Source organism: Bradyrhizobium sp. SZCCT0231 (assembly GCF_018130245.1).
Taxonomy (GTDB): domain Bacteria; phylum Pseudomonadota; class Alphaproteobacteria; order Rhizobiales; family Xanthobacteraceae; genus Bradyrhizobium; species Bradyrhizobium japonicum_F.
This window is the reverse complement of the sequence record NZ_JAFCKP010000016.1, coordinates 142,706-159,844: the sequence shown is the minus strand read 5'-3', so window position 1 is coordinate 159,844 and position 17,139 is coordinate 142,706. Positions and strand designations below refer to the sequence as shown.

Genomic DNA, 17,139 nt, shown 5'->3' with positions numbered 1-17,139 from the left:
AGGCATGTGACACCTTGGTGCGCGGTGATGGCACACGCCTTGCCTCTCGATGTCGGATAATTCTCTGACGGAGGCGGCGATGAGCAATGCACCCCATAATATGACCCGGCGCGACGTGGTGCTTGGCGGCCTCGGCGCCGGCGGTATGGCAGCATTTGCTCCACGTCTCGCCTGGGCACAGAGCCGCGCGGAGACACTGCTGGTGGTGCAGGAGCTCGGGCCGAATTCGTTGGATATGCAGGGCGTCGGCTCCAACCAGACAGTCAATGGTCTCTCCTGGAATTGCTACGACCGGCTGCTGACCTACGCCTCCAAGTCGCTGCCCGATGGGACGATCTCCTACGACTGCGAAAAGCTCGCGCCCGAGCTCGCCGAGAGCTGGGAGGTCGCGGCCGACGGCATGTCCTGCACCTTCAAGCTTCGCAAGGACGCCAAATTCCACGACGGCGCGCCTGTTACCGCCAAGGACGTCAAATGGTCGTTCGACCGCGCCGTGAAGGTTGGCGGCTTCCCGACTTTCCAGATGTCGGCGGGATCGCTGGAGAAGCCCGAGCAGTTCGTTGTGGTCGACGACCACACCTTCCGCATCGACTACGTCCGCAAGGACAAGATGCTGCTGTTCAACGTCGCCGTCGTCGTGCCCTTCATCATCAACTCCGAACTCGCCAGGAAGAACGCGACGGCGGAAGATCCGTGGGCGCTGGCGTGGCTCAGGAACAACGAGGCCGGCGGCGGCGCTTACAGGATCGAGAGCTGGAAGCCCGGCAGCGAGACCGTGCTGGCGCGGTTCGACGACTGGAAGAGCGGACCGCTGCCGAAGGTCAAGCGCGTGATCGCGCGCGACGTCCCCTCCGCCGGCACCCGCCGCGCCATGCTGGAGCGTGGCGATGCCGACATTTCCAGCGGCTTTGCGCCGCGCGATTTCGAGCAGATCATCAAGGAGGGCAAGGTCAAGGTCTCTGGCGTGCCGATCCCGAACGCGCTCTGGTACGTCGCGCTGAACACCGCAAAGCCGCCGTTCGACAATGCCAAACTGCGTCAGGCCATCGCCTGGGCGATGCCCTACGAGCAGATCCAGACCAGCGCCTTCTTCGGGCGTGCCGTTCCCATGTACGGCGGCGCGGCCGAAGTCTCAAAACCGGTCTGGCCGCAGCCGTTTCCTTACGTCACCGATCTCGACAAGGCCAAGGCTTTACTGAAGGAAGCAGGTTTCGAATCCGGCCTTGAGACGACGCTGTCGCTGGACACTGGCACGGCCACCGTCGGCGAGCCGACCGCGATCCTGATCCAGGAGAACCTCGCCAAGATCGGCATCAAGGCGGGAATCGAAAAAATCCCCGGCGCGAACTGGCGCACGACGCTGAACAAGAAGGAGCTGCCGCTCGCGCTCAACCGCTTCAGCGGCTGGCTGGATTATCCCGAATATTACTTCTACTGGAATTTCCACGGCAACAACTCGATCTTCAACATCTCGTCCTACCGGAACAAGGAGATGGACGCGCTGATCGACAAGGCGCGCTTCACCACGGATGCCGCGGAATACGCCAAGACCGTGAAGGATTTCATCGCGCTCTGTATGCGCGACGTTCCCGTCATTCCACTCAACCAGCCGATCCACGACGTCGCCATGCAGAAGAGCGTCAGCGGCTACGAATTCTGGTTTCACCGCGAGCCGGACTACCGCCAGTTCGCGAAGGGCTAGTTCCGGCGGGCGATGCTGACTACGACTGACGAGGCTCGCGCCTGCGCGGTCGGGAAACCGCGCTCCAGCCGCGCCGCACTCGCGTGTAGCATCGCCGCATCGAGCCTGCCCTGCCGCAATCCGTCGAGAGCGCAGGCGAAGACGCGGTAGAACTGCGCGCCATCATAGGCAACCAGCAGCAGATCGACACCGGCGTTGATCGCTTCCACCACGGCCTTGCAGACATCGCTCTGGTAGATCGCGCCCATCACGAGATCGTCGGTCATCACCACGCCCCGGTAACCCCACTTCTCGCGAATGATTCCCTCGACGACGCGCTTCGAATGCGAGGCGGCGCGGTCAGGATCGACGGCGGTGAGCGTGACATGGCCGACCATGAGCGCGCTGCGCGAATGCGACAGCACCTCGCGGAACGGAAGCCAGTCGCTTGCTTCCAGCTCCTTCACCGGCGTATCGAGATTGGCGCTGAAATGATGCGTGTCGGTGCGCACGCGGCCGATGCCGGGAAAGTGCTTGAGCGTGGCGCCGACGCCGGACTGCTCCAGCCCGCGCACATAGGCGCTGGCGATCGTGCTGACGACGGCGGGATCGCTCGCGATCGCGCGTTGGCCGATCAGCGTATGGAAATCGAGACGGCTGCGCCGCGCCGGCGGCTTGAGATCGAGCACCGGCGCGAGGTTGAGATTGACGCCGAGCCCGGCGAGCTCGCGGCCGTGGATGCGGCCAAACTCTTCGGCCTTGGCCTGCTGCTCGTCGGGAGCGAGCCCCGCGAGTGTCGCCAGCGCCGGCACTTTCGTCAGCGGCGGCGCGAGATGCCCGACGATGCCGCCCTCCTGATCTGCGGCGACAACCAGCGGCGGCAGGCCGGCGGCGCGCCTGATATCCTGGAGCGCCGCGATCTCGGCGCGCAGCGCCTCGACGGTCCGGCCGCGGATGTTGTGCCGGGTGACATAGACGCCGCCGATCAGGCCCTGCTCGGCAAGGCGCGCGACCTCGGGAAAGGAGGAATAGCCGACCATGAAGTGAGGCCCGAGCTGGCGTACCTCGGCAGCGTTCGCGCTGAGAACGTCGTGCTTGCGCAGCTCGAACTTCAAATGCGCGGCGGACATCAGCACCGGCGGCAGGCACCAGAGTGTGACGAGCAGCTTGCCCGCGATGCTGCGCCAGCGACCTCTGCGCAGCAGGACGATGACGATCGCGATGCTTGCGACGACAAGCGCAATGTTTCCGGCGCCGCGCAGCACGAGCAGATAGGGATCGTTCTTGTTCGCCGCCGCGAATGCGGCAAGTGGCGCGGCAAGCCAGAGCAGGATGAGACCGAGGCGATTGAGGAATTGCATGATGCGTCACGCCTGAGGTGATGAACGCATCGCACCTATCAGGGCGGCTGAAGCTGCGCGAGGGGCAAAAGCGCAGCTGCACGAAAACTGCAAAAGACTCCTGAAACCGTGCAGACGAAGGCCCCGGCTTCTGCGCAAGCGCCATGCAGACTGCACGATATCGATATTCACGAGAGGGTCATCTGCACATGACGAGCCTGGCTACGACGCCGACGACGGACATCCAACCGATCAGGCCTTCGACACTATCGCTCAAGCTCGCGATGGCGCTGGTGCTCGCCGCGCTCGCCGACTGGCTCTTCTATGGCCAGCGGGCCGGGCTGTCGCTGGTCGTCTTTGCGGTAGCGATCGTCTGCGCCTCGCTCCTCGCCAACCACGCATCGCTGGACATTCGCCGCGCGGCGATCGGTGCCGCCGTCATCGTCCTCGGTCTCGTGCCAGCCATCGAAGAGCTCAACACGCTTTCATTCCTGATCCTCATTGCAGCGCTGGTCATCGCCCTGCTGCTGGCAACCAATCCTGAAACGACTGGCCTTGCCGACCGAGCCCGCGCACTGCGAAACTTAGTCCTGTTCGGCCCCTTCAGAGTCTTCCCCGAGGCGCTTCAGGTCTTCAACATGTCGGCGTTCACCCGCGGCATCGCGCTGTGGCTGATGCCGGTGGTGCTGGGCACCGTGTTCGTCGCGCTGTTCGCCGCCGCCAATCCCTTGATCGAGCAATGGGTCTCGCTGCTCAATCCAAGGATCATCCTCGACTATGTCAGCGTCCCGCGCGTGCTGTTCTGGATCCTGATGCTGGCGCTGGTCTGGCCGTTCATCCACGTGCGCTGGCGGCGCAGGAAGATTGTCGCAACCGCCCAGACCGATGTCGTGGAGCCGGAGCCGCTTGCGCCCTTCATCTCGCCGGAGTTTCTGGGACCCTCCACCATCCTGCGCTCGCTGATCCTGTTCAACCTGCTGTTTGCAGCGCAGTCCATTCTCGACGGCATCTATCTCTGGGGCCACGCCGCGCTGCCCGACAATTTGACTTACGCGGCCTATGCCCACCGCGGCGCCTATCCGCTGATTGCGACCGCGCTGCTGGCCGCCGCCTTTGTGCTGGTGGCGATGCGCCCGGGCGGACCGGCCGAGAAGTCGAGAGTGATCCGGCCGCTGGTCTATCTCTGGGTTGGGCAGAACGTCCTTCTCGTCGCCTCCTCCATCCTCCGGCTCGATCTTTATGTCGGCATTTACATGCTGACCTATTGGCGGATTGCGGCCTTCATCTGGATGGGGCTGGTGGCGATGGGGCTGATCCTGATCGTGGCCCGCATCGTGCTCGACCGCTCCAACGAGTGGCTGGTCGGCGTCAACCTGATCGCGCTCGCGATCGTGCTCTATGCTTGCTCGCTCGTGAACTTCGATGCCTTCATTGCCGACTACAATGTCGCCCACAGCCGGGAGGCATCGGGCAACGGCGTGCAGATCGACATTAACTATCTCCTGGCGCTCGGGCCGCAGGCGCTGCCCGCCATCGACAAGGCGATCATGCTCAGGCCCGGCAATCCCGAGACCTGCCTTGTGTCACGGCGCGACCGCCTTGTAGAACAGCAGCGCCAGGATATGGCCTGGCGGAGCTGGGGCTTTCGCAACTGGCGGCTGCAGCGCAGGCTGGACGCCCAGACGACGAATCAGCCGGCGGGTTGACGAGGCAGCGGAGAGATTCTTGGCGCATCGCATTCTCATCGTCGACGACGAGGGCCATATCCGCGAGGTCATCCGCGTCGCCCTGAAGAAAGCCGGCATGGACGTGATCGAGGCGCGCGACGGCAAGGAGGCGCTCAGCCGCTTTGCCGCCGACAGGCCCGATCTGATCGTGCTCGACATCGGCATGCCCGAGTTCGACGGCCTCGACGTCTGCCGCGAGGTCCGCAAAGTCTCCGACGTGCCGATCCTGTTCCTGTCGGCGCGCGACGAGGAGATCGACCGCATCCTCGGCCTCGAGATCGGCGGCGACGACTACGTCACAAAGCCGTTCAGCCCGCGCGAGCTGGTGGCGCGGGTCAATGTCATCCTGCGCCGCCTCAGCCCGCGCAATGGCGAGGCCAAGGCCGGGCCCACCGCGCTGGTGCAAGGCGGACTCCTGATCGATCCCGAGCAGCATGTCGCGTCCTTTGCCGGCACGCCGCTGAAGCTGACCGCGATCGAGTTCGGCATCCTGCGCGCATTCCTGACCCGGCCGACATCGGTGTTCAACCGCGAGCAGCTGATGCGGGCGGCCTATCAGCTCAACATCCAGGTCTCCGACCGCACCATCGACAGCCATATCCGCAACATCCGCGCCAAGCTCGCGGCGCTGGCCTGCGACAACGTCATCGAGACCATCCACGGCGTCGGCTTCAAGCTCGGCCGCTGCGAGAAAGAGGCATGAGCGCGGCGCCCGACAAATGGCGGCCGTCGCTTGGGCTCGTCATCTTCACGGTGCTGGCCACCGTCGCCATCCTGCCGCTGGTCGGCCTGTTCTTCTTTCGTCTCTACGATAACCAGCTCATCCGCCAGACCCAGGCCGAGCTGATCGCACAGAGCCGCGTGCTCGCGACGATCTATGCACAGGAGGCCGCGGCACGGCTCGACAGCGGCCTCGTGCTCGGCGCCGAGGTGCCGCCGGGCGTGCTGCCCGATCCCGGCGACCAGGTCACGCCGATCCGCCCCGCGCTCGACCTCACCGCCAACGACCTCTTGCGGCGGCGGCCCGATGCGCTACCGGCGCCGCAAGCAGCGCAAGCAGCCTATGTCGAGATCGGCGCCAGGCTGACGCCGATCATCCGCGAGACCCAGAAGGTGACACTGGCGGGCTTTCGCATTCTCGATCCCCAAGGCGTGGTGATTGCCGGGCGGCAGGAGGTCGGGCAGTCGCTCGCCCATATCGAGGAGGTCGCGGACGCGCTGCACGGGCAATACCGGGCGACCTTGCGCAACCGCGTGCCGGACAAGCCGCCGCCGCCGATCTATTCCTTCAGCCGCGGCCTCGGCGTGCATGTGTTCTCGGCCATGCCCGTCATCGTCAACAACCGCGTCGCCGGGGTGATCTACACCACGCGGACGCCCAGCAACATCTTCGACCATCTTTACCAGGAGCGGGCCAAGTTCGTGCTTGCGGGGCTCGCCGTCATTCTCGGCACGATCGCGATCGGCCTCGTGTTCTCGCGCACCATCACGCTGCCGATGCGCGAGCTGATCGACCGCGCCGCCCGGATCGGCCGCGGCGACCGCGAGGCGTTCCAGCCGCTGAAGCATTACGGCACGCGCGAGTTCGCCCAGCTCTCGCACAGCTTTCTCGGCATGGCCGAACAGCTCGCAAGGCGCTCCGACTATATCGCGACGTTCTCGGCCCATCTCACCCACGAGCTGAAATCGCCGCTGACCTCGATCAAGGGCGCGGCCGAGCTGCTGCAGGATTCACTTCAGGGCAAGGCCGAGGGCCTGACGCCGGCGGAGCAGAAGACGTTCATCGCCAACATCCTGTCCGACACCCAGCGCCTCGAGGCGATGGCGCAGCGGCTGCGCGAGCTGGCCCGTGCCGAGAGCCTGCCGCAGAACGAGCGCACCGAGCTTGCGCCCGTGATCGCCGATCTCAGGAGCAGGTTTCCGGCAAGCTCGATCGAAGCCAGCGGTAGCCTCGACCGCGCCGTCGGCATGTCCGGCGAGAAGGCGCTGATCGTGCTGTCGCATCTCGCCGACAACGCGATGCGGCACAAGGCGCGGACGATCAGGCTGGAGGCGGCGGACGAGCGGACGACCCTGCGGCTGACCATGAGCAATGACGGCGAGCCGATCTCGGCCCCGAACCGCGACAGGATTTTTGACGCGTTCTTCACCACCCGCCGCGACCAGGGCGGTACCGGGATGGGGCTGGCGATCGCGCGTGCAGTGATGGCGAGCCATGGCGGCTCGATCAGGCTGAAGCCGACCGACGAGGGCGCGGCCTTCGAGCTCCAATTCCCTCTGGCCTAGATCGCGAACACCCAGGCGGCAACGATGGCGCCGATGGTGACGAGACCGGCGATGGTCCAGCCGGCGGCGTATTCCAGCTCAGGATGACCGTTCGCCCGCATGATCTCAACCGGATCGGCGGTATGCTTCTCTGCCATGACAGCCTCGCACATTCCTTCCCGCGCCATAGATAAGTCGCATCAGCCGCCATTAGGTTCCATCACGGAAATGCGAGGAATGACGCGGCATCCCGCCGGTCGCGGCGCGGCGCTACTCCATCACCTTCCGGACGATGAAGCGGGCCTGACCGGTCGTCCAAAACAAAAACTGCGAAACAACCCCATGCACAGTAGGAAGCCGTTTCCGGCTCGAGGCTGGGCGGCGCCGGCCAACGGCCTGACGGATCGAGACAAAATCGTCGCTCCGCGCAATCCTTCCGGGCCCCGCGAACTTGTGTACCAAATGCGGCCGCATGCGAGGGGGCGCCCGTTCCGCGCCGGCCGCGTGCCGGCCAGGGCGCCGCGAATTCGCCTCAAGGCCAGCTGACTAATGTGGCGAATTGAAAAGACAGGCCAGATCAGCGCGCCAATATGAGCCCCGCAAGGCCGGCATCACGATGAAGAATTATCTGATATTTTTCCTGCTTCTGACCATGACTGCGGCCTCTGCGCACGGACCTTTGCCGGGCCATCTCTCGCCGCCGTCCGATCTCGTGCAAGCGGGCCTCACCGATTCCGACACCACCGCCGGCGGCACCGCGCGCCTGTGCGAGCAGGTCGCCTTCTCGCGCGGCCTGCGTTATGGCGACAGCGAAGCCAATGTGCTCGATGTCGCGACCAGCGCGACCAAGGCGGATACGCCACGGCCGGTGCTGCTGTTCGTGGCGGGTGACACCTTCACCGGCGACCGCGCGGCGCCGGAGCTGTCGCGCCAGATCCAGGACCAGGCGATGTGCTTTGCCGCGCGCAACGACATGATCGGGGTCCGCGTCAATTATCGCCTGGCGCCCGCGGCGCCTTGGCCGGCCGGCGCGGCCGATGTGGCGGCTGCGCTGTCCTGGGTTCATGGCAATATCGACCTCTTCAACGGCGATGCCCGCGAAATCGTCGCGGTCGGCTACGGCGCCGGCGCCTTCCATGTCGCCTCGCTGCTGGCGCATCCCGAGCTGCAGACCGACGGCGCCGACGTCGCCGGCGTCGTGCTGGTGTCCGGAATCTACCGCGTCGGCAAGGACGCCAGCGACAGCGAGAAGGCCTATCTCGGCCCGGATGCCACCCAATACGACAAGCGATCGGTCTTCCCCGGCATCCTCAATGTCGACGTGCCGATCGTGCTGGCCTGGGCCGCGGACGATTCCGCCGGCCTCGTGGCGCAGGGCGAGACGCTGAAGAAGACGCTGTGCGGCGCCGGCCATTGCCCGCGCAGCGCATTGCTGCGCAGCCGCGACGGCATCGCCGCCGCGTTTGGCCTCGATGGCTCCGGCGACAGTCTTGCGGAACCGACGCTGCTGCTGGTGAAGCAACTGGAGGCGCGGGGGCTGCCGTAGCGCGTTGTGGCAGCACGCTTATTACTCCGACCGATTGCTGGGCCACCCCCTCTCCCCCGCATCCGCCTTCGCCAAAGCTACGGCGGACAAGAGGAGGAAGGGAGCACACCTCTTGCGTCGTGGGAGGTCGTCCTTACCCTCCCCTGGAGGGGGAGGGTCGGCTCACATGGAGCGTAGCGACATGTGAGACGGGGTGGGGTGACGGTCTCTCCGCATCGAACAGTGCCCGAGTTGAGAGATCACCCCACCCCGCTCGCGCTGCGCGCGATCGACCCTCCCCCTCCAGGGGCGGGTAAGACAGGTGCCACACGGCACACTCTCTCGATCAGAAATCGATGCAGCGCGTCAGTACGCCTGCCGCTTTCATCAAAGCGCGCCGCCCAGCCACAGCTTTGACAAACGCTTGACCTAGATCAAGCGGCCTTGGTGGAGATTGAGCCGACCTCGTTGGGGGCCAACCACAAGGCATCGAACATGCGCGTCATCGGCAAGATGCTGTTCGTTTCCATGATTGCCGCCGCGTCGCTCGGCGCGATGTCGCAGCAGCAGCACTCGGATCAACCCGCAACCGACAAGGAAATCCGAATCGGCAATGTCATGCCGTATTCGGGACCGCTCTCGGAGTTCGGCGCCATCGGCCAGGCTGAGGCCGCCTATTTCGACATGGTCAACGCGCGTGGCGGCATCAACGGTCGCAGGATCCGCTTCATCACGCGCGACGACAATTCCGATCCGGGACGCGCGTTGGAGCTGACGCGCAATCTGGTCGAGAGCGAGGACGTCCACCTGATGTTCGGTTCGTTCGGCACGCCCGGCAATCTCGCGACGCGCCGGTATCTGAACGAGAAGAAGATCCCGCAGCTGTTCGTCGCCTCCGGCGACGAGGAGCTGAGCCAGCCAAGCGCGTTTCCCTGGACCATGGGCTGGCAGCCGTCGTTCAGGTCGGAGGGGCGCATCTACGCCAACTACATCCAGGCCTATTACCCCCGGAAGAAGATCGTGGTGCTCTGGCAGAACGACCAGTTCGGGCGCATGCTCTACAAGGGCATCCAGGAAGGCCTTGGCGATCTCAACCGTCACGTCCTCGTCGACATCGCCTTCGACATTGCCGACGAGCATCTCGACGGGCACGTCTCGATCCTCAAGCGCGCCGGCGCCGACATCTTCGTCTTTCTCGGCGTGCCGTCGACGGCGTCCAAGGTGATCAAGCTGACGGCGTCGCTCAATTGGCACCCGGTCTTCATCGTCAACGATGCCTCCGCCTCGATCGCCAATGCGATGGCGCCCGCGGGCCTGGAGAACTCCGCCGGCGTGATCGCGGCGGCGTTCCTGAAGGATCCGAGCGATCCCGCCTGGAAAGACGATGCCACCATGAAGAATTGGTTCGCCTTCATGGACAAATACCATCAGGTCGAAAGCACCAACAACAGCGCCGCGCTCTATGGCTACGCCGCGGCCGAGGCGCTGACACAGGTGCTGAAGCAGTGCGGCGATGATTTTTCGCGCGACAACATCATGCGCCAGGCGGCCTCGCTCAGGGACCATCAGCCCTCCGTGGCGCTGCCCAACATCAGGATGAACACCTCGCCCAGCAACTATCTGCCGATCCGGCAGATGCGGCTGGTGCAGTTCGACGGGCGCTCGTGGCAGCCTTTTGGCGAGGTGATCGAGACGGCGTTCACGGAAGGCGCGGCAAGGTGAGGTGACTTGGTGTGCCGCGGTGAGAGTTGGGACTCTTACCCTCCCCTGGAGGGGTCCGGGACGAGCGTAGCTCGCCCGTGGGTCGGCTCATGTTGAGCGAAGCGAGACATGAGACGGGGTGGGGTGAAGGTCTCTCCGCATCGAACACTGCCCGTGTTGAGAGATCACCCCACCCCGCTCGCGCTACGCGCGATCGACCCTCCCCCTCCAGGGGAGGGTGAGAGAGAGAGAGAGAGAGAGAGAGAGAGAGAGAGAGAGAGAGAGAGAGAGACTCACGCCGGCTTCAGCGAGGCCAGCGCGTTCTCCAGCAGCGAGCGCACGCGTGCGGCGTCGCCTGATTTCACCACGGCCGGGTCGAGATACAGCTCGAGGCCCGGCGCGCGCTCGGTGATGATGCCGCTGTTCTCCGCAGCAGTGTCGTTCAGTGCGTCCACCGAATAAGGAATGACCTCGCGGCTGATGCCCTTCATCGTGATCGCCGGCAGCGCATGCGCGCGGACGATGTCGCTGACCAGCGCAAAGGTCTCGTAGCTCAGCACGATGCCGCCGGGCTCGGCGATCGATTGCAGGCGCGCGGCGAGGTTCGCCTCGGCACCGATGATGGTGTAGTCCATGCGGTCGGCGCTGCCGAAATTGCCGACATTGCAATAGCCCGAGTTGATGCCCATGCGCGAGCGGAACGGCTGCTCGATGCCGGACGCCCGCCATTTCGCATTGAGCTCGGCAAGGCGCTGCTGCATGCGCCAGGCCATCTGCAGGCAGGCCTGCGCATCGGCGCGATCGCCTTTGGTCTCGGGGTCGCCGAAGAAGATCAGCATGGCGTCGCCGATGAACTTGTCGATGGTGCCGCCATAGTCGTGGGCGATCGCCGACATCTCCGTGAAATATTCGTTGAGGAGCTGCGTCAGCTGCTCCGGCTGGAGCCGCTCGGCGGTCGCGGTGAAATTCTGGATGTCGGAGAAGAAGATGGTGAGCTTCTTGCGTTCGGTATGGATGGTGACGTCCTTCTGGCCCGAGAAGATGCTCTTGTAGACCTGCGGCGGAATATAGCGCGAGATCTTCATCGACAGCGAGGCGAGGAAGTCGTTGGCGGCTTCGAGCTCCTTGTTCATGCCCTTGATGCGGCGCGCCTGGCGGCGCTGCAGCGAGAGGAACGACAGCCCGCTGCCGGCGGCGATCACGAAATAGGCCAGGAGGAACTTGAACGAGAAGATGTTGGCGGCGATCGGCTGCGCGATGACGACCTCCTGGATGCCTCTGACGTCGCCGACCTTCCAGTCCTTCTTCGGGCTTTCGGGGTGGCTGTTGTGGCAGCTGACGCAGGCCGGGCCCATGGTGACGGGGGCGACCAGGCGGACCTTGTCGTTGAACAGCGAGGTCTCGGTCTCCACGATCTTCTGCTCGGGATCCTTGCGCAGCGCATCGAGCGCGTCCTTCTCGAACTTGTCGAGCTGGTGCGGGGCGCGGTTCTGGAACGGGAAGTCCGAGACGAAGCGGTAGGCGATGTTCTCCTGCTGCGCGCCAATCACGCGGCCGAGCTCGAGCGATAGTGTTGCCGGGATCGGGATCGCGCCGGGAACGGCTTCGTAATTGTGCACGACCTTGGTGGTGCCATTGGGGTTGGCGAGCACGCGTCCGACCACGTTGGAGGCGTAATAGCTGCGCACGCTTGATATCACCGAATTGAGATCGATCGCCTGCCGGCGCAAAGCCGTCTTGCTGAGCTCGGTCAGGTCCAGCCACACCGCGACCGGCAGGGCAAGCAGGAGGAAGGCAATCACGGCGCCAGTGAGGATGCCGCTCTTGCGCTGCTCTTCGGATATCTCTCGTTTCACGCTGTGGCTCCGTCATGTGCGATTTTGTCGCAAATCGTCCAGAATCCGCGGCAAGGAATGCGGCGGCACAGAGCCAAGAATTGCAGGCCCACGCAACCCCATTTTATGGTGGTCGGGCCAAGCGCCTTTTCGTTTGATCACGGATGCTTAAGATCGGCCCCGACCTGCATCCGCCCCGCCGGGAGAGACCCATGACCGAAGCCATCCGCATCAAGCGCTTCCACGCGCGGCCCGTGATCGTGCCGATGAACCTGCCGCTCCAGACCTCGACCGGCGCAGTCGCCAAGGCGCCGCTGGTGCTGATCGACTGCGAGACCGATCAGGGCGCGGTGGGCCATGCCTATCTGTTCTCGATCACGCCGTCCGCCTTGAAACCGCTGACGGCGATGGTCACGGAAATGTCAGACTTGCTCGCCGGCGACGCGCTGCTGCCGTTCGAGATCGAGCGCAAGCTGGCCCAGCGCTTCACCTTGCTCGGCCTCGCCGGGCTGCAACGGCTGGCGCAATCCGGCATCGACATGGCCGCCTGGGATGCGCTGGCCCGCGCACGCGGCCTGCCGCTGGCGCGGCTGCTCGGCGGCGCACCGAAGCCGGTGCGCGCCTACAATTCGAAAGGGCTCGGCATCATGCCGGCCGGCGCCGCCGTCGAGGAAGCCCACAAGCTGCTGGCTGAAGGATTTCAGGCCGCCAAGATCCGCGTCGGCCGGCCCGATGCGCGGGAGGACCTCGCCGTGGTGCGCGCGGTGCGCAATGCCGTCGGCGACGAGATGACGCTGATGTGCGACTACAACCAGGCGCTGACGGTGACCGAGGCGATCCGCCGCGGTGAGATGCTCGACGACGAGGGCCTCACCTGGATCGAGGAGCCGATCCGCCATGACGATTATGCCGGCTGCGCCCGCATCGCCGACGCGCTGCATACGCCGGTGCAGATCGGCGAGAATTTCGACAGCGCCTTTTCGATGCAGTCCGCGCTCTCGGCGGAAGCCTGCGATTACGTGATGCCCGACGTGCAGCGCATCGGCGGCGTCACCGGCTGGCTCCGCGCCGCCGCGCTGGCCCATGCCGCCGGCATCGAGATGTCGACGCATCTGTTCTCGGAAGTGAGCGCGCATCTGCTCTGCGTGACGCCGACCGCGCACTGGCTGGAATATGTCGACTGGGCCGACGCCGTGCTGGCAACGCGGTTGCAGATCAAGGACGGCTTTGCGCTGCCGGGCGAGGAGCCGGGCAACGGGATCGCGTGGGACGAAGCGGCGGTGAGGAAATATCTGGTGGAGTGATCGCGGGGTGCCGGCCCCGTCACCCATGTCGCCATTGCAGGCACACGATCTCCTCCCTCATTGCGAAAGCGTGCGACACGGACTAACGATTCCCCATGACCACTTGGCGCCCACATCCCCACATCCGCGTCGTCGCGATCGGCCTGCACTGGCGCGACGGACGGCTGCTGGCGGCCGAGGTTCGCGACGATGCGGGCCGGATCAAGGGCGTGCGTCCGCTCGGCGGCGAGATCGAATTCGGCGAGAGCTGGCGGGCCGCTCTCGTGCGGGAATTCAACGAAGAGCTCGGCATCGACGTCACCATCACGGGTGAGCCCTTGATGCTGGAGAACATTTTTGTGCACGAGGGATCGACCGGGCACGAGGTGATGTTCATCACCGAGGTCGCCTTTCCGGACGGCGCTTTCGCCGGCCGGGACCACATCGATTTCCGCGAGGATAACGGCATCGAGATCGTCGCGCGCTGGTTCGACCTTGCCGATCTCGACGTGGATGGCGGGCCAAGCCTCTATCCGACCGGACTGAAGGGCTTGCTGCGCGGTGCTTAGGTAGGCAGTGCGCGCCATTTTGTGACCGTCACCCTGAGGCGCTCGCCTCTTCGGCGAGCCTCGCGGCGGACCGATCTGTTGGAGCGGCCGACGGCGGAGATTCCCTCGCCGGCCTGAAGCAGCGGCGCCACGTTTTGGCGCAGCGCGCGGCAGCGCTGGAGCTCGGCCTGCCAATCGATGATCGCGGCGTCGGCGCGTGACGCAATCAGCGCCAGCACCGCCACGGCGAGACAGCTCGCCCGCATCGTTGCCCTCACTGTGATCCGCCTCCATCGCGCCGGTAGCGGAAGTCGCAATGAGAGGCGCCTTGCATGATCGTCTGCGTGCGCGTGAGCTTGATGTCGGGACCGAACCCCTCCGCGGTCGCGAAGTCCGCGGTGCAGATCAACAGGAAGCCGAGTTCGGGCTCGCCGAGTGCCTTGTAGAACTCGGCATAGGCGCAGCGCGTCACGTCGAACGCGAAGGCGTCCGCCGTCTGTTCGATCACGTCATAGGCGAGCGCATCGCCGCGGGCATAGGTCCTGAATGCCGACGACACGGCCTTGCCGAGATCGGCTTCGTTCTTCGCCTTCCAGAATTCCTCGCCGAAGCGGCGATAGAGATCGCCGAGCGCCTTGCGCACCAGCGCGTTGGCGCGCGCCTCGCCGAGCTCGGCCTGCAACGCCTTGACCAGCGGCACCAGCACCTGCGCCTGGATCTTTGCCTGTTCGATGACGGATACGGTCATGGGCGACCTTCGCGTCTGAAAGGGAGATCGTAGCCCGGATGGAGCGGAAGCGTAATCCGGGACGGCGCCCGTGAGGATACACCCCGGATTGCGCGGAGCCTGTCATCGGGCGGCGCTTCGCGCCGACCCGTTGGCTTCATCCGGGCTACGGGCCGCTATTGATAAAGTGAGATCCTGGCCTGCCGAGCCGTAGCTCGCGGCGACCAGCCCGCCTGCGCCCTTTGGGCTTCGGCGTGGCATCCTTCTCGCGCTATCGCGAGCGAAGGATGGCCTGCCTAGCCGTAGCTCGCGGATGCAAGCCCGCCTTCGCCCTTTGGGCTTCGGCGCGGCATCCTTCTCTCGCTATCGCGAGCGAAGGATGGTGGGCACGACAGGGATCGAACCTGTGACCCCTACCATGTCAAGGTAGTGCTCTCCCGCTGAGCTACGTGCCCTAGAGGTCATTTCATCGGTGGGGTCCCTATAACGGCTCAGGGGAGCGTGCGCAAGGACGGAACGGGGCCGATTTAGGCCGCCAGCATCTTGTTCACTTCGCTGACCAATTCGCGCAGATGCACGGGCTTGGACAGCACCTTGGCGTTCTTGGGGGCGTCCGAATCCGAGTTCAGGGCGACCGCGGCGAAGCCGGTGATGAACATGATCTTGATGTCGGGATCGAGTTCCGAGGCCCGACGGGCGAGCTCGATGCCGTCCATCTCCGGCATCACGATGTCGGTGAGCAGCATCTCGAACGGCTCTTCCCGCAGCCGCTGATAGGCGGCCATGCCGTTGTCGTGGGACGAGACCTGAAAACCGGCGTTTTCCAGCGCCTTGACCAGGAAACGGCGCATGTCGTTGTCGTCTTCGGCGAGCAGGATCTTTGGCATGGCAGGAAACGTCGCATCCCCAGAGGATATCAGCAGAGGTCACTAAGCCCGACAGAGGGTAAATTTGGGGTGAAAATCTTTACCTTGGGCCGGCTGCGCTGCCGGCCCTTTGTGAACCGGAATGGGCTCCGAATCAATCGAGCCGGATCGACTGATCCCCGCCGCGATAGCTGCACGGTTAAGACATGTTCCAGCGTGCTTCACATCTTTTCGCTTGGCAGAATGGTTGCGATTCCGGACAATGACGACACATAAGAGCCGCTCGATCGGCCGAATCGATGCGATCTGGTCCCTGCCAGATCCCGGCACGAAGGGACGAAGCCTGAGAAGATGACCCGGTTTGACGGCGACATGTCGCCAGCCTTCGAGATCTTCGAGCCCGCCGAATGGCGCGCGCCTGTCATCTTCAACTCGCCTCATTCCGGCTCGATCTATCCGGACGAATTCCTGGCGGCGTCGCGGATCGACCTGCCGACGCTGCGGCGGTCGGAAGACTCGTTCATGGACGAGCTGATCGGCCATTTGAGCGCGCGCGGCTTTCCGACGGTGCGGGTCAACTTTCCGCGCTCCTATGTCGACGTCAACCGCGAGCCCTATGAGCTCGATCCCCGCATGTTCACCGGCCGGCTGCCGAGCTTTGCCAACACCCGCTCGATGCGGGTCGCCGGCGGCCTCGGCACCATTCCGCGCGTGGTCGGCGACGGCCAGGAGATCTATCGCGAGCGCATCCTGGTCGACGATGCGCTGGGGCGGATCGAGACGCTCTACAAGCCCTACCATCGCGCGCTGCGCCGGCTGATCAACAAGGTGCATCAGATGTTCGGCACCGTGGTGCTGGTCGACTGCCACTCGATGCCCTCGGTCGGCGTCAGCAGAGACGAGCCGCGGCGGCCCGACGTCGTGATCGGCGACCGCTACGGCACCAGCTGCACGCCGCTGCTTCCCGATCGCGTCGAGGAGACCTTGTCAGGCCTCGGCTATTCGACCGGCCGTAACAAGCCCTATGCCGGCGGCTTCATCACCGAACATTACGGCAATCCCGCAAGCGGCCTGCACACGGTGCAGCTCGAGCTCAATCGCGCGATCTACATGGACGAGCGGCGGCGCGAGCGGAGTGCACGCTTTGCGAAAGTGGCCGCCGACTTCGGCATTCTCGCCGACGTGCTGGCAACCACGATTCCGTTCGCCGATCTCGGCCCGTTCCAGGCCGCGGCGGAGTAGGCGCCGACTTTTCTTGCGACCACGTTGTCCGGGATTGGCGCGAAGGCGGCGTCGCTTCGCTGCGCACTCCGAAACGAAAGCAAGGCACACAAGGAAAAAGGCGCAAAGAAAAAAGGGCCGCTTCTGATGAAGAAGCGGCCCAAGTCTAGGGAGGAAACGCCCAAGGAGGGCAGCGGTAACGCCAAAGCGCTACCGCACCGCAACAATATGCGACCGCGCCGCACAAAGTGCAAGGGCTTTTGAGCCGTTTTCCATGCAATTCGCACATGGCTCAGTTGCTTCCATGGAAACCCAGATTCAGTTTCTTTGATAAGGAAATTCAATGGGTTGATAGTCATTTGCATACGAACAAGGCAACTTCGGAACTAAGTTTTCAACTCTGTGATCGATATTTGGCCA

Annotated in this window: 15 protein-coding genes and 1 tRNA gene; 9 read left to right on the top strand and 7 right to left on the bottom strand. The window is 64.6% G+C overall.

Features of this window, described 5'->3' with window-relative positions:
- Positions 1–79: 79 nt before the first annotated feature.
- On the top strand, positions 80–1,702 hold the full coding sequence (locus tag JQ566_RS28250; protein ID WP_212378498.1) for an ABC transporter substrate-binding protein: 1,623 nt from the start codon (positions 80–82) through the stop codon (positions 1,700–1,702).
- Here JQ566_RS28250 and JQ566_RS28245 read toward each other — a convergent pair.
- Positions 1,699–3,042 (bottom strand): glycoside hydrolase family 3 protein, encoded by a 1,344-nt coding sequence (locus tag JQ566_RS28245; protein ID WP_212378496.1) that lies wholly within the window; start codon positions 3,040–3,042, stop codon positions 1,699–1,701. The genes JQ566_RS28250 and JQ566_RS28245 overlap by 4 nt on opposite strands.
- A 188-nt stretch (positions 3,043–3,230) precedes the next feature.
- Between JQ566_RS28245 and JQ566_RS28240 the strand changes: the two genes are divergently transcribed.
- From JQ566_RS28240 to JQ566_RS28230, 3 genes are read left to right on the top strand one after another with little or no spacing between them, the layout of a single operon-like run.
- Positions 3,231–4,727: a DUF4153 domain-containing protein gene (locus JQ566_RS28240; RefSeq protein ID WP_212378495.1), complete on the top strand. Its 1,497-nt coding sequence runs from the start codon at positions 3,231–3,233 to the stop codon at positions 4,725–4,727.
- Positions 4,728–4,746: 19 nt separating this feature from the next.
- On the top strand, positions 4,747–5,451 hold the full coding sequence (locus tag JQ566_RS28235; protein ID WP_212378493.1) for a response regulator transcription factor: 705 nt from the start codon (positions 4,747–4,749) through the stop codon (positions 5,449–5,451).
- Positions 5,448–7,034 carry an ATP-binding protein gene (locus JQ566_RS28230; RefSeq protein WP_212378491.1) on the top strand — a complete coding sequence of 529 codons (1,587 nt, stop codon included), beginning with the start codon at positions 5,448–5,450 and terminating at the stop codon, positions 7,032–7,034. The genes JQ566_RS28235 and JQ566_RS28230 overlap by 4 nt, the downstream gene beginning before the upstream one ends.
- On the opposite strand, the gene JQ566_RS28225 is transcribed toward JQ566_RS28230, so the two are convergent.
- Positions 7,031–7,171 (bottom strand): hypothetical protein, encoded by a 141-nt coding sequence (locus JQ566_RS28225; RefSeq protein WP_212378489.1) that lies wholly within the window; start codon positions 7,169–7,171, stop codon positions 7,031–7,033. The genes JQ566_RS28230 and JQ566_RS28225 overlap by 4 nt on opposite strands.
- 458 nt (positions 7,172–7,629) lie before the next feature.
- Here JQ566_RS28225 and JQ566_RS28220 point away from each other — a divergent pair, with 458 nt between their 5' ends.
- Positions 7,630–8,559 carry an alpha/beta hydrolase gene (locus tag JQ566_RS28220; protein WP_212378487.1) on the top strand — a complete coding sequence of 310 codons (930 nt, stop codon included), beginning with the start codon at positions 7,630–7,632 and terminating at the stop codon, positions 8,557–8,559.
- A gap of 474 nt (positions 8,560–9,033) precedes the next feature.
- On the top strand, positions 9,034–10,260 hold the full coding sequence (locus tag JQ566_RS28215) for an ABC transporter substrate-binding protein (protein ID WP_212378540.1): 1,227 nt from the start codon (positions 9,034–9,036) through the stop codon (positions 10,258–10,260).
- Between the two features lie 272 nt (positions 10,261–10,532).
- On the opposite strand, the gene JQ566_RS28210 is transcribed toward JQ566_RS28215, so the two are convergent.
- A complete protein-coding gene (locus JQ566_RS28210; protein ID WP_212378486.1) occupies positions 10,533–12,095 on the bottom strand; it encodes an adenylate/guanylate cyclase domain-containing protein in 1,563 nt (520 codons plus the stop codon).
- A gap of 191 nt (positions 12,096–12,286) precedes the next feature.
- Here JQ566_RS28210 and JQ566_RS28205 point away from each other — a divergent pair, with 191 nt between their 5' ends.
- Together JQ566_RS28205 and JQ566_RS28200 are read left to right on the top strand one after the other, a co-directional pair.
- Positions 12,287–13,378: an enolase C-terminal domain-like protein gene (locus JQ566_RS28205; RefSeq protein ID WP_212378484.1), complete on the top strand. Its 1,092-nt coding sequence runs from the start codon at positions 12,287–12,289 to the stop codon at positions 13,376–13,378.
- A 95-nt stretch (positions 13,379–13,473) separates the two neighbouring features.
- On the top strand, positions 13,474–13,926 hold the full coding sequence (locus tag JQ566_RS28200; protein ID WP_212378482.1) for an NUDIX hydrolase: 453 nt from the start codon (positions 13,474–13,476) through the stop codon (positions 13,924–13,926).
- Here the strand turns inward: JQ566_RS28200 and JQ566_RS28195 are convergent.
- The 4 genes from JQ566_RS28195 to cpdR all read right to left on the bottom strand — a co-directional run bounded on the left by JQ566_RS28195 (position 13,923) and on the right by cpdR (position 15,519).
- Positions 13,923–14,171: a hypothetical protein gene (locus JQ566_RS28195; RefSeq protein WP_249139852.1), complete on the bottom strand. Its 249-nt coding sequence runs from the start codon at positions 14,169–14,171 to the stop codon at positions 13,923–13,925. The genes JQ566_RS28200 and JQ566_RS28195 overlap by 4 nt on opposite strands.
- Positions 14,172–14,179: 8 nt before the next feature.
- Positions 14,180–14,653: an L-2-amino-thiazoline-4-carboxylic acid hydrolase gene (locus JQ566_RS28190; RefSeq protein ID WP_212378480.1), complete on the bottom strand. Its 474-nt coding sequence runs from the start codon at positions 14,651–14,653 to the stop codon at positions 14,180–14,182.
- A 359-nt stretch (positions 14,654–15,012) separates the two neighbouring features.
- A tRNA-Val gene (locus JQ566_RS28185) sits at positions 15,013–15,087 on the bottom strand.
- A gap of 72 nt (positions 15,088–15,159) precedes the next feature.
- A complete protein-coding gene (cpdR, locus tag JQ566_RS28180; protein WP_007597092.1) occupies positions 15,160–15,519 on the bottom strand; it encodes a cell cycle two-component system response regulator CpdR in 360 nt (119 codons plus the stop codon).
- A 330-nt stretch (positions 15,520–15,849) separates the two neighbouring features.
- Here cpdR and JQ566_RS28175 point away from each other — a divergent pair, with 330 nt between their 5' ends.
- Positions 15,850–16,740 (top strand): N-formylglutamate amidohydrolase, encoded by an 891-nt coding sequence (locus JQ566_RS28175; protein WP_212378478.1) that lies wholly within the window; start codon positions 15,850–15,852, stop codon positions 16,738–16,740.
- The last annotated feature ends 399 nt before the right edge of the window (positions 16,741–17,139 follow it).

Coding starts and splice junctions, on each gene's coding strand:
- JQ566_RS28215 (WP_212378540.1), top strand. CDS start 9,034: ATGCGCGTCATCGGCAAGATGCTGTTCGTTTCCATGATTGCCGCCGCG.
- JQ566_RS28220 (WP_212378487.1), top strand. CDS start 7,630: ATGAAGAATTATCTGATATTTTTCCTGCTTCTGACCATGACTGCGGCC.
- JQ566_RS28240 (WP_212378495.1), top strand. CDS start 3,231: ATGACGAGCCTGGCTACGACGCCGACGACGGACATCCAACCGATCAGG.
- JQ566_RS28205 (WP_212378484.1), top strand. CDS start 12,287: ATGACCGAAGCCATCCGCATCAAGCGCTTCCACGCGCGGCCCGTGATC.
- JQ566_RS28200 (WP_212378482.1), top strand. CDS start 13,474: ATGACCACTTGGCGCCCACATCCCCACATCCGCGTCGTCGCGATCGGC.
- JQ566_RS28175 (WP_212378478.1), top strand. CDS start 15,850: ATGACCCGGTTTGACGGCGACATGTCGCCAGCCTTCGAGATCTTCGAG.
- cpdR (WP_007597092.1), bottom strand. CDS start 15,519: ATGCCAAAGATCCTGCTCGCCGAAGACGACAACGACATGCGCCGTTTC.
- JQ566_RS28245 (WP_212378496.1), bottom strand. CDS start 3,042: ATGCAATTCCTCAATCGCCTCGGTCTCATCCTGCTCTGGCTTGCCGCG.
- JQ566_RS28230 (WP_212378491.1), top strand. CDS start 5,448: ATGAGCGCGGCGCCCGACAAATGGCGGCCGTCGCTTGGGCTCGTCATC.
- JQ566_RS28195 (WP_249139852.1), bottom strand. CDS start 14,171: ATGCGGGCGAGCTGTCTCGCCGTGGCGGTGCTGGCGCTGATTGCGTCA.
- JQ566_RS28190 (WP_212378480.1), bottom strand. CDS start 14,653: ATGACCGTATCCGTCATCGAACAGGCAAAGATCCAGGCGCAGGTGCTG.
- JQ566_RS28225 (WP_212378489.1), bottom strand. CDS start 7,171: ATGGCAGAGAAGCATACCGCCGATCCGGTTGAGATCATGCGGGCGAAC.
- JQ566_RS28250 (WP_212378498.1), top strand. CDS start 80: ATGAGCAATGCACCCCATAATATGACCCGGCGCGACGTGGTGCTTGGC.